The 14,629-nt window shown below is 67.7% G+C and carries 14 protein-coding genes; 7 read left to right on the top strand and 7 right to left on the bottom strand.

Annotation, left to right across the window (positions count from 1 at the left end; genetic code table 11):
* Positions 1-109: 109 nt before the first annotated feature.
* The 3 genes from GPY60_RS10585 to GPY60_RS10575 form a co-directional block, all read right to left on the bottom strand.
* The gene (locus GPY60_RS10585; RefSeq protein ID WP_156687617.1) at positions 110-1,867 is read right to left on the bottom strand and encodes a PE family protein; all 1,758 of its coding nucleotides are present in this window, start codon (positions 1,865-1,867) and stop codon (positions 110-112) included.
* A 115-nt stretch (positions 1,868-1,982) separates the two neighbouring features.
* Positions 1,983-2,810 (bottom strand): tyrosine-protein phosphatase, encoded by an 828-nt coding sequence (locus GPY60_RS10580; RefSeq protein WP_156687616.1) that lies wholly within the window; start codon positions 2,808-2,810, stop codon positions 1,983-1,985.
* Between the two features lie 2 nt (positions 2,811-2,812).
* The gene (locus tag GPY60_RS10575; protein ID WP_156687670.1) at positions 2,813-4,024 is read right to left on the bottom strand and encodes an acyl-CoA dehydrogenase family protein; all 1,212 of its coding nucleotides are present in this window, start codon (positions 4,022-4,024) and stop codon (positions 2,813-2,815) included.
* Between the two features lie 161 nt (positions 4,025-4,185).
* Here GPY60_RS10575 and GPY60_RS10570 point away from each other — a divergent pair, with 161 nt between their 5' ends.
* From GPY60_RS10570 to GPY60_RS10555, 4 genes are all read left to right on the top strand, one after another.
* Complete coding sequence (locus GPY60_RS10570) at positions 4,186-4,647, top strand: nuclear transport factor 2 family protein (RefSeq protein WP_156687615.1); 462 nt, start codon at positions 4,186-4,188, stop codon at positions 4,645-4,647.
* A gap of 76 nt (positions 4,648-4,723) precedes the next feature.
* Positions 4,724-5,815, top strand: a complete 1,092-nt coding sequence (locus GPY60_RS10565; RefSeq protein ID WP_156687614.1) for a Re/Si-specific NAD(P)(+) transhydrogenase subunit alpha — start codon at positions 4,724-4,726, stop codon at positions 5,813-5,815.
* Positions 5,816-6,145, top strand: a complete 330-nt coding sequence (locus GPY60_RS10560) for an NAD(P) transhydrogenase subunit alpha (protein WP_156687613.1) — start codon at positions 5,816-5,818, stop codon at positions 6,143-6,145. It begins immediately after the preceding gene.
* Positions 6,142-7,566, top strand: a complete 1,425-nt coding sequence (locus tag GPY60_RS10555) for an NAD(P)(+) transhydrogenase (Re/Si-specific) subunit beta (RefSeq protein WP_156687612.1) — start codon at positions 6,142-6,144, stop codon at positions 7,564-7,566. The genes GPY60_RS10560 and GPY60_RS10555 overlap by 4 nt, the downstream gene beginning before the upstream one ends.
* Before the next feature lie 52 nt (positions 7,567-7,618).
* Here the strand turns inward: GPY60_RS10555 and GPY60_RS10550 are convergent, their stop codons facing one another.
* Positions 7,619-7,744, bottom strand: coding sequence for a hypothetical protein (locus tag GPY60_RS10550; protein WP_156687611.1), 126 nt, complete (start codon positions 7,742-7,744; stop codon positions 7,619-7,621).
* A gap of 162 nt (positions 7,745-7,906) precedes the next feature.
* Between GPY60_RS10550 and GPY60_RS10545 the strand changes: the two genes are divergently transcribed.
* Positions 7,907-8,563 carry a TetR/AcrR family transcriptional regulator gene (locus GPY60_RS10545; RefSeq protein WP_156687610.1) on the top strand — a complete coding sequence of 219 codons (657 nt, stop codon included), beginning with the start codon at positions 7,907-7,909 and terminating at the stop codon, positions 8,561-8,563.
* Here the strand turns inward: GPY60_RS10545 and GPY60_RS10540 are convergent.
* The 3 genes from GPY60_RS10540 to GPY60_RS10530 all read right to left on the bottom strand — a co-directional run bounded on the left by GPY60_RS10540 (position 8,541) and on the right by GPY60_RS10530 (position 12,572).
* Complete coding sequence (locus GPY60_RS10540; protein ID WP_156687609.1) at positions 8,541-9,986, bottom strand: PE family protein; 1,446 nt, start codon at positions 9,984-9,986, stop codon at positions 8,541-8,543. The genes GPY60_RS10545 and GPY60_RS10540 overlap by 23 nt on opposite strands.
* An 83-nt stretch (positions 9,987-10,069) precedes the next feature.
* Positions 10,070-11,539, bottom strand: coding sequence for a PE family protein (locus GPY60_RS10535; RefSeq protein WP_156687608.1), 1,470 nt, complete (start codon positions 11,537-11,539; stop codon positions 10,070-10,072).
* A gap of 130 nt (positions 11,540-11,669) precedes the next feature.
* Positions 11,670-12,572 carry an alpha/beta hydrolase gene (locus GPY60_RS10530; RefSeq protein WP_156687607.1) on the bottom strand — a complete coding sequence of 301 codons (903 nt, stop codon included), beginning with the start codon at positions 12,570-12,572 and terminating at the stop codon, positions 11,670-11,672.
* Between the two features lie 90 nt (positions 12,573-12,662).
* On the opposite strand from GPY60_RS10530, the gene GPY60_RS10525 reads away from it, so the two are divergent.
* A complete protein-coding gene (locus GPY60_RS10525; protein ID WP_156687606.1) occupies positions 12,663-13,748 on the top strand; it encodes an NAD(P)H-dependent amine dehydrogenase family protein in 1,086 nt (361 codons plus the stop codon).
* 23 nt (positions 13,749-13,771) lie between these two features.
* Positions 13,772-14,512, top strand: coding sequence for a glucose 1-dehydrogenase (locus tag GPY60_RS10520; protein ID WP_156687605.1), 741 nt, complete (start codon positions 13,772-13,774; stop codon positions 14,510-14,512).
* Positions 14,513-14,629 lie beyond the last annotated feature (117 nt).

The following is a 14,629-nucleotide window of genomic DNA, read 5'->3' as shown; positions in this document are numbered from 1 at the left end:
GATGCCCCCCTGTCATCGCGGAGCCGACAGCAGCAAGCCTAAAGCGATCACGTCGGTTCGTCTGGCGTTTACGTTGTTTTCCCGCCGGGTTCCGGGCCGGAGTCGGGCGTCAGATGCTGGCGATGTCCTTGAGGACGTTCACGGTGGTCAGAATGACCACCAGCCCTTCGACACCGCCCGCGACACTGAACAGTCCGGCACTCGCCGCGAGCGGGTCGCCGACCGCACGAATGAGCCCGACCGGATCGCCGCCCAACGCCTGCCCGATCCCCTGCGCGAAGAGGCTGGCGTCGTAGGCCGGGATGGAGATGATGGCGGCGTTCGCGATGTCGACCGTGGGCTGGACGATCGAGAACGCATCGGACACGGCGCTGCTCACCGCGTTGGGAATGTTGGTGATCGCGTGCTGCAGCGTCTGGGCGTAGCCCCCGATCGACGGCGGCGACAGCAGCGCGCCCGGCGAGGACAGGGTGAGCGACGTCAGCGGATTGGTCATGCCGGACAACGAAACGGACGGCGGGAACGAGAGCCCCTCGGCCACGAGGTCCCCTGTGGCAGCGGTGATTCCCTGTTGGGCGCCCGTCACCAGGTCGGCCCCGAGAACTCCGGGACTTACCGGTGGGATCAGCCCGAACGGCGTCGGCACGTTGGCGGGTGAGGTCGAGTAGCCGTAGTTGGGGTCGCCGTAGCCGACGTTGACCAGCGCCCGCATGTCCGGTTGGAGCAGGTCTGCGAGCGGGTTGCCGATGACCGGGATGGAGCGGAAGGGCTCCAACAACGGGAGGTTCTGGGTGTGCACCATGTAATAGGTGGTGTTGCCGGTGTACGTCGATTCGACGGGCAGCGTCACGATGTCGCCGGGCGGCAGCGTGGCCGGATCCAGGTGCGGGTAGTTGGGATGCACATACAGGATTCCCGCGACGGCGTTGAGGTCCGACAGCACGTCGATCGGATAGCGCGGGAAGTCGGCGAACCCGTCATACTCGAGCGAATAGATGGCAGTGTGCCAGGGCGCATCCGGCGGTGTGGCGCCGTAGAACTCGAGGCCGATGCTTGGCAGGGAGAGGCCGGGGAACCGCGCCAGCAGGCCGCCGTTGGGGTTCATCGGGTCGCCCAGCAGGTTGAACGCGAGCTGGGTAGAACTCGGCGGGTTGGGGTTGAGGGCCGGGTTCATCAGGTTCCGCATCTCGAGCGAGGAGATGATGGAACTCTGCGAATACCCTTGCACGAGAACGCTGTTCCCGCCTGCGAGACTCTGTTTGATGGAGGCGTCCAGGATCTGGACGCCCTCGTTCACCGATATGTTGAGCGGCAGGCTCTTGGAGCCGGTGAGGGGATACAGGTTCTCGGGCGTGAAGATGGCCTGGGCGGTGTTCCACGAATAACCGGTCAGCGTTGCCCACTTGAGGACGCCGTTGACGAACGTCGTGTTGGGTATCGGGTTGCCGCTGCCGCCCATGACCAGCGCAACGGTGGGCGGCGTCAGGGGATTCGGTGGATCCACGAACGGTGTGCCACCCGGGGCCGCGGGCGCTCCGCCGACCAGCGACTGCGCGTCCGCCCCGAGCGTGCCGAGCGCGTTGGACGCCGCCGTCTCCACTGCCGCGTAGGCGCCACCGGCGGTAGCCAGGAGCCGGCTGAATTCGTTGTTGAACACCGTCGCCTGCTCTACGAGCGCGCGGTACTCCTGGCCGTACGTCCCGAACAGTTCGGCGACGGTCGCCGATATCTCGTCGGCCGCGGGGGCCAGCAACCCGGAAGTCGGTCCTGCCGCAGCCGCATTCGCCGCGCTGAGGGCCGAGCCGATTCCGTCGACATCGGCGGCCGCAGCGGCCAAGAGCTGCGGTTCGGTTGCTAGGTAAGTCATCGGGCCCTTCCGGCGTCGTCATCCAAGAACCCCCTGGCAGACACAGTAAAGACTTTTCGCACGCGCGTACGGGAATTGGCCCAAATGCGCAGAGCCACCGGACGGATGGGTGTCCTCAGCTGAGGAGCGCGCCGCGCAACCCGTCGAGTTCGGCGGCGGTGACACCGGCGTCGAGCAGGTAGCGGTCCAGTGACCCGAACTCGTCGTCGATGGTCTGGCGGGCCGCGGCCAGGTACTCCTCGCGGACGCCGAGCACCCCATCCGACAATCGCGCCTCGGTGAAGGTGATGACCTCCGGCGTCAGTTCGGTGTCGGAGCGCTGCGCGATCATCTCCGAGATCCGGGCCCGCAGGTCGGGTACGGCGTCGTTGCTGCGCAGGTAGTCGGCGACGATCGTGTCCCGGTCGATGCCGACCGCCTCCAGCACCGTCGCCACCACGAAGCCGGTGCGGTCCTTGCCCGCGAAGCAGTGCGTCAACACCGGGCGTCCCGCGGCCAGGAGCGTGATGACGTGGCGCACCGCGCGCTGCGCCCCGTTGCGGGTGGGAAACTGCCGGTATTCGTCGACCATGTAGCGGGCCGTGGTCTCGTTGATGGACGCGTCCGGCGCGCTGTTGTTCATCAACTGCTGGAACGCGTGCTCGTGCGGCGCCGCTCCGTCGTCGGCGTCGTCACCCTGTTGGTCGGACAGGTCAGGGAACGGCAGCAGGTGGACGTCGACGCCGTCGGGCACCCGGCCCGGCCCCCGGCGCGCCACCTCGCGGGAGGCGCGCAAATCCGCGACGTCGGTGATGCCGAGGTTGAGTAGCGTCGCCCGGCCGTCGTCGTCGAGTCGGCTCAGCTCGCTCGACCGGAACAGTCGCCCCGGGCGCAGCGCGCCGGCGCCGTCCGCCACGTCGCGAAAGTTCCACGCCCCCGGCAATTCTCGGAGAGCCGCGGCCATTGTTAGGTGACCGCCGCCGCGAAGGCCGACTTCTCCCGGCCCACCTCGTAGCGGGCGATGGTCCGCATGTGCACCTCGTCGGGGCCGTCGAAGATCCGCATCGCCCGATGCCAGCCGTAGAGCCGCGCCAGCACGGTGTCGTCACTGACCCCGGCCGCGCCGTGCACCTGGATCGCGCGGTCGATCACGTCGCAGGCCACCCGTGGCGCCACCGCCTTGATCTGCGACACCAGCAGGTGGGCGGCCTTATTGCCGTGTTGGTCTATGGTCCAGGCGGCCTTCTCGCACAGCAGCCGGGCCTGGTCGATCTCGTTGCGGGACTTGGCGATTGACTCCCGGACCACACCCTGCTCGGCCAGGGGTCGGCCGAACGCGACCCGGTTGCGGGCCCGGTCGACCATCAGCGCCAGCGCCCGCTCGGCTCCGCCGAGTGCGCGCATGCAGTGGTGGATGCGCCCCGGCCCCAGCCGGGCCTGGGCGATCGCGAAGCCGCTGCCCTCCTCGCCGAGCAGGTTGGTGACCGGCACCCGGACATTGTCGTAGATGACCTCACAGTGGCCGTGCTGGTCCTGCCAGCCGAAGACGGGCGTCGACCGGACGACCGTCACGCCGGGGGTGTCCATGGGCACCAGCACCATCGACTGCTGCTGGTGTGCCGCCGCTTCGGGATTGGTGCGGCCCATGACGATCAGGATCTTGCAGCGCGGATCCGCGGCGCCGGAGGTCCACCACTTGCGCCCGTTGATGACGTAGTCGCCGCCGTCGCGCACGATCGACGTCTCGATGTTGCGGGCGTCGCTGCTGGCGACGGCCGGCTCCGTCATCGAGAAGGCGCTGCGGATCTCCCCGTTGAGCAACGGCTCCAGCCACTGCTTGCGTTGCTCCTCGGTGGCGAACAGGTGCAGGGTCTCCATGTTGCCGGTATCGGGTGCGGCGCAGTTGGTCACCTCGGGGCCGATCTCCAGGCTCCAGCCGGTCAGTTCGGCGAGCGGCGCGTACTCGAGATTGGTCAGACCGGACTCCGCCGGCAGGAACAGGTTCCACAGCCCGCGTTCCCTGGCCTTGACCTTCAGGTCCTCGATGATCGGCGGAACGGTGAAGTCGTGCGGGCCGGCTTCCTCGCGGTATTTGTCGTATTCGGCCTCGGCCGGGAAGACGTACTCGGTCATGAAGTCGGACAGCCGTTGGTGATAGTCGATGGCCTTCGCCGACATCGAGAAATCCATGTCCGCCACGATAGGACACCCAGGTTGACGGCGTGTCAGGGCCACTCGTCTTGTGGCTCCGTCCGCGACATTGCATCGCGTGCACGACACATGTGCGTCGTGCACGGCCTGGGGAACGATCCGGGCGCAAGTCGAGCACGATGGACGCCATGACCGAGTCGCGCCCGCCGTTCCCGCCGTTCACGTATGAAACCGCGCTGCAGAAGGTCCAGGCCGCCGAGGACGCCTGGAACACCCGCGACCCCCAGCGCGTCAGCCTCGCCTACACGCCCGACTCGCGCTGGCGCAACCGCGACGAACATCTCGTCGGCCGCGACGAGATCGTCGCCTTCCTGACCCGCAAGTGGCAACGCGAGCTCGACTACGCGCTGCGCAAGAACCTGTGGGACTTTCACGACAATCGCATCGCGGTGCGGTTCCAGTACGAATGCCGCGACCACAGCGGCCAGTGGTTTCGTAGCTACGGCAACGAGCTCTGGGAGTTCAGCGCATCGGGGCTGATGGCGCGCCGTGAGGCCAGCATCAACGACGTGCCGATCGACGAATCCGAGCGCCGCTACTTCGGTCCGCGCCCGGCAGCGGAACACGGGCAGGACATTCCGCTCTGGTAGCGCCGGTTAGGGTAGCTGGGCGCCGGAGATCACCGGCCGGCAAGTCAGTGAAGTAAGGAAAGTAGATGTACGCGCCATGACAGATCCGCACACGACGGTGGGAGTGGTCGCCGAGTCCGGGGCCGATGAGCGGCGCGTCGCCCTGGTGCCGAAGGCGGTCGCGTCGCTGGTCGGCACCGGCGTTGCGGTGGTGGTGGAGGCCGGCGCCGGCGATAAGGCGCTGCTGCCAGACGAGCTCTACACCCAGGCCGGAGCGACCATCGGCGACGCCTGGGCCGCCGACATCGTCGTCAAGGTCGCGCCGCCGACACCCGATGAGGTCGGCAGGCTCAAGCGCGGTCAGACGCTGATCGGCTTCCTGGCCCCGCGCAACGCCGAGAACTCGATCGGTGCCCTCACCGACGCCGGCGTCCAGGCGTTCGCGCTCGAGGCGATCCCCCGCATCTCGCGTGCCCAGGCGATGGACGCCCTGTCGTCGCAGGGCAACGTCGCCGGATATAAGGCGGTGCTGCTGGCGGCCACCGAGTTGACCCGGTTCTTCCCCATGTTGACAACCGCGGCCGGCACGGTGAAGCCGGCGACCGTGCTGGTGCTCGGTGTCGGCGTGGCGGGGCTGCAGGCGCTCGCGACGGCCAAGCGGCTGGGCGCGCGCACCACCGGGTACGACGTGCGCCCCGAAGTGGCCGACCAGGTGCGATCGGTGGGGGCGCAGTGGCTCGACGTCGGGATCGACGCTGCCGGCGAGGGCGGCTACGCCCGCGAGCTCACCGAGGAGGAGCGCGCGCAGCAGCAGAAGGCCCTCGAGAAGGCGATCGGCGGATTCGACGTCGTGATCACCACGGCGCTGGTTCCGGGCCGCCCGGCGCGGCGCCTGGTGACGGCCGCGGCGGTGGAAGCGATGAAGCCCGGCAGCGTGGTCGTGGACCTGGCCGGCGAAACCGGGGGCAACTGCGAGCTCACCGAGCCCGGGAAGGTCGTCGTCAAGCACGGCGTGACCATCGCCTCGCCGCTGAACCTGCCGGCCACCATGCCCGAGCACGCGAGCGAGCTCTACAGCAAGAACATCACGGCGCTACTGGAACTGTTGATCCAGGACGGCAAGCTGGCGCCCGACTTCGACGACGAAGTGATCGCGGGATCGTGCGTCACTCGCGGGAAGGACATCTAGATGTACAACGACCTGTTGGCCAACCTGGCGATCCTGGTGCTGTCCGGGTTCGTCGGGTTCGCCGTGATCTCAAAAGTGCCGAACACGCTGCACACCCCGCTGATGTCGGGCACCAATGCCATTCACGGCATCGTCGTGCTCGGCGCACTGGTGGTGTTCGGGTCGGTGGAACACCCGTCGCTGGCGATCCAGATCATCCTGTTCGTCGCGGTGGTGTTCGGCACGCTGAACGTCATCGGCGGGTTCATCGTCACCGACCGCATGCTCGGCATGTTCAAGGGCAAGAAGAAGGCCGTCCCCGTGAAGACCGACGATCTGGCCGTGAAATGAACTACCTGGTCATCGTCCTCTACATCATCTCGTTCTCGCTCTTCATCTATGGGCTGATGGGCCTGACCGGCCCCAAGACCGCGGTGCGGGGCAACCTGATCGCCGCGGTCGGTATGGCGATCGCGGTGACGGCCACGCTGATCGCGATCCGCCACACCACCCAGTGGCCGCTGATCATCGCCGGTCTGGTCGTGGGTGTGGTGCTCGGCGTCCCGCCCGCGCGGCTGACCAAGATGACGGCGATGCCGCAGTTGGTCGCCTTCTTCAACGGCGTCGGCGGTGGCACCGTGGCCCTGATTGCGTTGGCGGAATTCCTTGAAACGGACGGGTTTTCGGCCTTCCGGCACGGCGAGTCGCCGACGGTGCACATCGTGGTCGCGTCGCTGTTCGCCGCGATCATCGGGTCGATCTCGTTCTGGGGATCGATCATCGCGTTCGGCAAGCTGCAGGAGATCATCTCCGGCTCGCCGATCGGGTTCGGCAAGGCGCAGCAGCCGATCAACCTGCTGCTGCTGGTGGCGGCGGTGGCCGCCGCGGTGGTCATCGGCGTGCACGCGCATCCCGGCACCGGCGGTGCGTCGCTGTGGTGGATGATCGGCCTGCTGGTCGCGGCCGGAGTGCTGGGCCTGATGGTGGTGCTTCCGATCGGCGGTGCCGACATGCCGGTGGTCATCTCGCTGCTCAACGCGATGACCGGGCTGTCGGCGGCCGCGGCCGGACTGGCGCTGAACAACACCGCGATGATCGTGGCGGGCATGATCGTCGGCGCCTCCGGCTCGATCCTGACCAACCTCATGGCCAAGGCGATGAACCGCTCGATTCCGGCGATCGTCGCGGGCGGCGGCGGCGGCGGCGGGGTGGCCCCCAGCGCCGACGGAGGCGCGAACAAGACCGCCAAGGCCACCTCGGCCGCCGACGCCGCGATCCAGATGGCCTACGCCAACCAGGTGATCGTCGTCCCGGGCTACGGCCTGGCCGTCGCCCAGGCCCAGCACGCCGTCAAGGACATGGCTAACCTGCTCGAGGCGCGCGGCGTGCCGGTGAAGTACGCGATCCATCCGGTCGCCGGCCGCATGCCGGGTCACATGAACGTGCTGCTGGCCGAGGCCGAGGTCGACTATGACGCCATGAAGGACATGGACGACATCAACGACGAGTTCGGCCGCACCGACGTCGCGATCGTCATCGGCGCCAACGACGTCACCAATCCCGCGGCCCGCAACGACGCGTCCAGCCCCATCTACGGCATGCCGATCCTCAACGTGGACAAGGCGAAATCGGTGATCGTGCTCAAGCGGTCGATGAACTCGGGCTTCGCCGGCATCGACAATCCGTTGTTCTACGCCGACGGCACGACGATGCTCTTCGGCGACGCGAAGAAGTCGGTGACGGCTGTCGCCGAGGAACTCAAAGCGCTCTAGCGATTGCGAGCGCGGCGGAACCGGGGGGCGAGGCGGGTCGCCACCAATAGATCTAGACGGGCGGGTAGGCCGGCGGCGGGTAACCGTTGCCGTCGACCACACCGCGCAGGCCCCACGGCACGTACTTGAGGAAGAACTCGATCTCGTCGCTCATGTCGTAGTCAGGACTCGGGTCCATGCGTCCACCCCTTCGATTCGCGACCTGGTTCTCGGGCGAGTCTAGTCCGATCCGCGTCGGTCCGACACCCATGACCCTGCCTAAACTGGCCAACCAGTTAGTTGATAACTAGCCTTACCCGGGATCCGGCCATCCCGCCGGCAGCGACGATAGAGAGTTGAGATGCCACCCGAGAACGGGCTGACGCGCCGCGAGGAGTTGCTGGCGGTCGCCACCAAGCTGTTCGCCGCCCGCGGTTATCACGGCACCCGGATGGACGATGTCGCCGACGTGATCGGCCTGAACAAGGCGACCGTGTACCACTATTACGCCAGCAAGTCGCTGATCCTGTTCGACATCTACCGCCAGGCCGCCGAGGGCACGCTGGCCGCCGTCCACGACGACCCGTCCTGGACGGCCCGCGAGGCCCTCTACCAGTACACCGTCCGGTTGCTGACCGGGATCGCGGCCAACCCGGAGCGGGCGGCCGTCTACTTCCAGGAGCAGCCCTACATCACCGAGTGGTTCACCGCCGAACAGGTGGCCGAGGTCCGCGAGAAAGAGGCTCAGGTCTACGAGCACGTGCACGGGCTGATCGACCGCGGGATCGCGAGCGGAGAGTTCTTCGAATGCGATTCGCACGTGGTGGCCCTCGGCTACATCGGGATGACGCTGGGCAGCTACCGCTGGCTACGGCCGAGCGGACGGCGCTCGGCCAAGGAGATCGCCGCGGAGTTCAGCACCGCCCTGCTGCGGGGACTGATCCGCGACGAGGCGATTCGCCAGCATTCACCGCTCGGCTCCGAGGATCCGGTGGTCAGCAATTCACCGGCGGAATGAGATGCAATATCGACCCGAGGGCGCCGCTCAGCACGGATAGCCCCGTCACGCTCGGCTGCCCGACGTTCAACGAGAGACCCGGATTCAGCGACGGGACGTAGGGATAGGTGTCGGGCAGGCACGACGGCGGGAGCAACCCGACGTCGACCAGCGCGCCCTGCGGTCCCTGCACGGCGCCCGTGAGCAAGTCGTAGCCGACGGTGACGGGGTCGATGATTTGGAACAGCCGCGCCGGGGTGGGGATGTCCGCGTAGTCGGCGCCGGTGCCGATGTTGCCGTACCCGAGGTCGACGAGCACCCGCAGGTCCGGCTGGATCAGGTCGGCCATCGGCGGGCCCACATACGGGATGTCGCGAATCGGCTGCACGAGAGGGAGATTCTGCGTCAGCAGCATGTAGTAGTGGGTGTTGCCCGTGTATCCAGGGGAGGTCGGCAGGGGGACGGCGCCGGCGACCTGGGTGGCCGTGGCGTTCTCGTAGGCCGAGTGCAGGTAGATGTATCCCATGACGGCATTCACGTCCGACAGGACGTGCAGCGGGTACTGCGGTGTGGAGGCGACGCCCTCGTACTGGATCGAATAGATGGTCGTCGGATAGGGGCTGCCCGGCGGCGTGGCGCCGTTGAAAGGCACGTCGAGGAACGGGATGTAGAACCCGGGGAAGCGTTCGAGCAAGCCGCCGTCGGGATTGTTGGGGTTGCTGGCCAGAACGAAGGACAGCTGGTCGGTGTGCGGTGAGCCGATCGCCATCAAAGCCCTGATCTCGTTGGTGGCGATCGTCGCGCTCTGCGAGTAGCCGAAGACCACGGCGCTGTTGGTCGGATTGATGGTCGCTTTGATCGCGTTGTCGAGCAACGTGACGCCCTGCGCGACCGACTGCCCGAACGTCAGGTTCCCGGTGACCGGCCAGAACGCCTCGGGCGTGTACACGCCCTGCTTGAGGGCTCCCGGAAAGAGGGGCTGGATGTAGGCGTCGTTGATGGCCGTGACGTAGGAGGGGTCGGGTTGCGGGTTGTCGGTGCCGCCCATGATGAGGGCCGTGAGCGGGTCCGCGGAGGTCGATTGCAGCAACGATGTGAGCGCGCCGACGGGGGCGGGTGTCGATGCGGTCGGGCCGCTGACGAAGGTCGCAAGCCAGCTCGCGCCGGCCGACTCGGCCTGCCCGTAGAGGTTTCCCGCGGTGGCCAGCGTGCCGGCGAACCCCGTTTGGAATGCCTCGGCCCGGATGATGACGGACTGGTAGGCCCGGCCGTAGCCCTCGAACGCATCCGCGATGGCCGCCGACACCTCGTCGCCCGCGGCCGCGGCCAGCGCGGTGGTTGGTCCGGCCGCCGCGGTGCGGGCGTCGGCGATCGCGGATCCGATCGCTTCCAGATCCGTGGCCGCGGCGGCCAGCGTGCCCTGGGCGACGGCCACGTGCGGCATGGCGCCTCCTTCCGGCTTCCGGCCATGGTGGCCGGCTCGGAGGTCGCGGAAAAAGAGGAAGAAGTCCTACCCGGTGGGGCCGATCAGCCGAAGTTCGGCGGCGGGATGATGTGCAGCAGGTTGCCCGTTGCCCCGCTCAACAGGGACAGCAGCGTCGTGCTCTGCTGGCCGAAGGAGAAGTTCAGGCCGGGATTGATGGACGGAACCCACGGGTAGGTGTTCGGGAAGTACGACGGCGACACCAATCCCGCTTCGACGCCGATCTCGACGGCGGCGCCGTACGGCCCCTGCACCGCACCCAGCGCGAGATCCGGGATCACGGTGAAGGGGTTGGGGAGGTCGAAAAGGCCGGCAGGCGTGGGCACATTGGCGTAGTTGGCGCCGGGCCCGTAGTCCGCATAGCCCAGGTCGACGAGCACCCGCAGGTCGGGCTGGAAGATGTCGGCGATCGGCGGCCCCGCGTAGGGGATGTCGCGGATCGGCTGTAGCAGCGGCAGGTTCTGCGTCATGACCATGTAGTACTGGCTGGTGGGGTCACTCGAGGGCAAGAGAACCGCGTTGGCGATCTGGGTCGGCGTCAGGTTCGGGTACATGTTGTGCACGTAGAAGTAGCCCATGAAGGCATTGAGATCCGACACGAGATTGAGCGGGTACTGCGGGGTGTCGGCGATGCCGTCGTATTGGATCGTGTACGTCGTCGTGTGGTACGGGCCCGACGGCGTCGCACCGTTGAACGCCACGTCGAGGAACGGGAGGTAGAACCCGGGGAAGCGCGAGAGGATCCCGCCGACGGGATTGTTGGGATTGCCGACGAGCACGAACTGCAACATGTTGGTGTGCAGGGGATCAATAGTTGAATAGGGTGCGCCCGCCGCGATGAGGGCATTGATCTCGTTGGTCGCGATGGTGGCGCTCTGTGAGTAGCCGAATACGACCGCGCTGTTGTTGGGATTGCTGAGGAGGCCGGTGATTTCGGTGTTGAGCAGGCTCACGCCCTTGGCCACCGACTGTCCGAAGGTGAGGTTGCCCAGCTGTGGCGTCACCGGCCAGAACTGCTCGGGCGTGAACAGGCCGATCGGCGGCGGCTGCACCGCCGGGTAGAGGGGCTTGATGTAGTTGTTGAAGACGTTGTTCAGGTATTTCGCGTCGGGTAGCGGGTTGCTCGTGCCGCCCATGATCACGGCGTACAGCGGGTCGCCGGCGGGCGACTGCACCGCCGCCGCGAGCAGGCTGGGGCCGTTGCCGCTCGGGCCGCCCGACAACAACGCCGCGCCGGTGGCCTCCGCCTGGGCGTAGGCGCCGCCCGCCGCGTTGAGGGCCTGGGTGAACTGGCTGTGGAACAGCGCGGCCTGCGACACGAGCGCCTGATATTCCTGGCCGTAGCCGGCGAAGAGCCGTGCAATGGCCGTGGAGACCTCGTCCTGGGCGGCGGCCAACAATCCGGTCGTCGGGGCCGCCGCATTCGCGCCGGCCGTCGTGATCGCCGAACCGATGTGCTCGACATCGGCGGCAGCTGACGTCAATATGTCGGGCGCGCTGACCAAGTACGACATCCCGCCGGTCCTTCCCCTCATCGGCGACCCTGCCCCGATCAGCTACCCGCAACCCGGGGTCCTGGGTAATCCGAGAGTAGAACCGTCCCGTCGTGCAGGCGGCGATTTGACGCAAACTCTCCGAAGTTTGCTAACGCTCGGCGCGCGCACCCTTCAGGTGCCTGTCGAGGAATGTGAGCTGGTCGGCCACCACACGCTCGAAAGCGTCGCCGACGTAGATCGCGAAATGGCCCTCGGGATACATCCTGACCTCGCCGTGCGGCGCCTTCGCCGCATACCGCAGCGTCGGCGTCGCCGGCGCCACCGAGTCCGTCTCGCACACGCAGAACAGGATCGGGCAGGGGACCTTCGCGGTCAGCCGGCCCGGACGGTAGGTGAGGACTTTCAGGCCGATGCGGGCGGCGACCTCGTTGGGGACCTGCACACCCGGCGGCACGAGCCTGAGGTAGCCGTCGTAGGCGTCGGGAGCGGTCATCAGCGCAACCTCGCCGGGCCTTCCGGCGGTCGGGATCATCACCGGGGTTCGCCCGGTGGCGGCGCCGACGATGTCGCGGACGGCCCGCTCGGTGATGCGGGCGGCGGTCAGCGGCGGGATCGCCCGCAGCGACGCGACGCCGTCGGTGAACGGACATTGGGCCACGGCCGCCGCGATACCCGGCACCCGGGCCGCCGTGGCGATCACGTGCCCACCGCCGAAGGATGTGCCCCACAAGCCGATCCGGTCGGGGTCGACGGCGTCGAGGGTGCGCGCGTACGAGACCGCCGCGGCCCAGTCCGCCAGCTGCATCCCGACGTCGAGCAGCTGGCGGGGTTGGCCGCCGCTGTCCCCGAAGTTGCGATAGTCGAAGACCAGGCACGCGTAACCGGCCGCGCTGAAGCGTTCGGCGTAGGCATCGAGCCTCATGGTCCGGACCGCCCCGAGGCCGTGCGCCATCACCAGCAGCGGCGCGCGACCGTCGCCCGCCGGGCGATAGAGCCACGCGCTGATGCGGTCGGCACCGGAGGTGAATTCGACGTCGTCTCGCTGGGTCATGGGTGAATTCCATTCTGCCCGGATAGGCGGCGGACAAGTAGTGGACTACTGTCTAGAAAGTTTCGAGCGGCTTCCGGGACGGAGGAACTCATGGCGATTCGCGTGGCGCACGTCGGCACCGGAAACGTCGGACGCCTGGCCCTCTCCGAACTCGTCGCCAACCCGGCGTTCGACCTGACCGGGGTGTGCGTGTCGTCGCCGGAGAAGGTGGGCAAGGACGCGGGAGCGCTGTGCGGTGCCGGGGTCGACACGGGCGTCGCGGCGGTCGGCGACCTCGACGCCGTCCTGGCCACCGGCCCCGAATGCGTCGTCTACTGCGCGATGGGCGACACCCGCCTACCCGAGGCGATGAACGACGTCCGGCGCATCCTGGCGGCGGGCAGCAACGTGGTCGGGTCCGCTCCGGGCCTGCTGCAGTATCCGTGGGGCGTGATGCCCGACAAGTACATCGCCCGCATCGAAGACGCTGCGCAACAAGGCAATTCGACCCTATTCATCAGCGGTGTGGATCCGGGGTTCATCAACGACCTGATCCCGTTCGCCTTGGCGGGAACCTGCCAGAGCATCGAGCAGGTGCGCTGCATGGAGATCGCCGACTACGCCACCTATGACGGCGCGGAGGTCATGCACTACATGGGTTTCGGCCGTCCCCTGGAAGACACTCCGATGTTGCTGCAGCCCGGTGTCCTCAGCATCGCGTGGGGGACGGCCATCCGGCAGCTGGCGGCCGGCCTGGGCATCGAGATCGACCAGATCACCGAGTCGCACCAGCGCGAACCCGCGCCGGAGGACTTCGACATCGCGGTCGGCCGGGTCGCCAAGGGCACGCTGGCCGCGCTGCAGTTCGAGATCCGCGGAATGGCGGGCGGCCGGCCGGCGATCGTCATCGAGCACATCACCCGGCTGCGCCCCGACCTGCGACCGGACTGGCCGCAACCCGCCGCCGGAGGTGGCTCGTACCGCGTCGAGATCACCGGTGAACCGTCCTACGCCGTGGACATCGTTCCGAGCAGTCGCAAGGGTGACCACAACTACGCCGCGATCGCGGGCGCGGCCGGCCGCATCGTCAACGCGATCCCCGCGGTGATCGCCGCGCCGCCCGGCATCCGCACCACCCTGGACCTGCCGCTGGTCACCGGCAAAGGCCTCTACGCACCAGATCTCGTGGCCACCTAACCGGAGAAAGGAACCCCGCCCCTATGGGACGAGTAGACGGCAAAGTCGCGCTGATCAGCGGTGGCGCCCGCGGCATGGGTGCCGAGCACGCGCGCGTGCTCGTGGAGGAAGGCGCCAAGGTGGTGATCGGCGACATCCTCGACGACGAGGGCAAGGCGCTGGCCACCGAACTGGGTGACGCCGCCCGCTACGTCCACCTCGATGTCACCCAGCCCGACCACTGGGACGCGGCGGTCGCCGCGGCGACCGGCGATTTCGGCAGGCTCGACGTCCTGGTCAACAACGCCGGCATCGTCGCGCTGGGGCAGCTGAAGAACTTCGACCTGGCCAAGTGGCAGAGGGTGATCGACGTCAACCTGACCGGGACCTTCCTGGGCATGCGGGCCGTCGTCGAACCGATGACCGCGGCGGGGGGCGGCTCGATCATCAACGTGTCGTCGATCGAGGGGCTGCGCGGGGCGCCGGCGGTGCACCCGTACGTCGCATCGAAGTGGGGGGTGCGCGGCCTGGCCAAGTCGGCGGCACTGGAGTTGGCGCCGTTGAACATTCGCGTGAATTCCATCCATCCCGGCTTCATCCGCACCCCGATGACCGCTAAGCTCCCCGAAGACATGGTCACGGTCCCCTTGGGCCGACCCGGGGAGGCGCGGGAGGTGTCGATGTTCGTCCTGTTCCTGGCGAGCGACGAGTCGTCGTACTCCACGGGCAGCGAGTTCATCATGGACGGCGGGTTGGTCACCGATGTGCCGCACAAGGAGTTCTGACCGGGATATCGTGATCGGGACATAGTCGTCCACGTTGTTTGACTTGTGTTTAGGCGGGCCTGGTGGGGGGAATCACCAGATTCTGCTGTGGGGGGCTTCGGCCTGAAGAAGGGAACG

It is taken from the genome of Mycobacterium sp. Marseille-P9652 (assembly GCF_902652685.1).
In the GTDB taxonomy this organism is placed as follows: domain Bacteria; phylum Actinomycetota; class Actinomycetes; order Mycobacteriales; family Mycobacteriaceae; genus Mycobacterium.
This window is presented reverse-complemented; position numbering and strand designations above follow the sequence as displayed.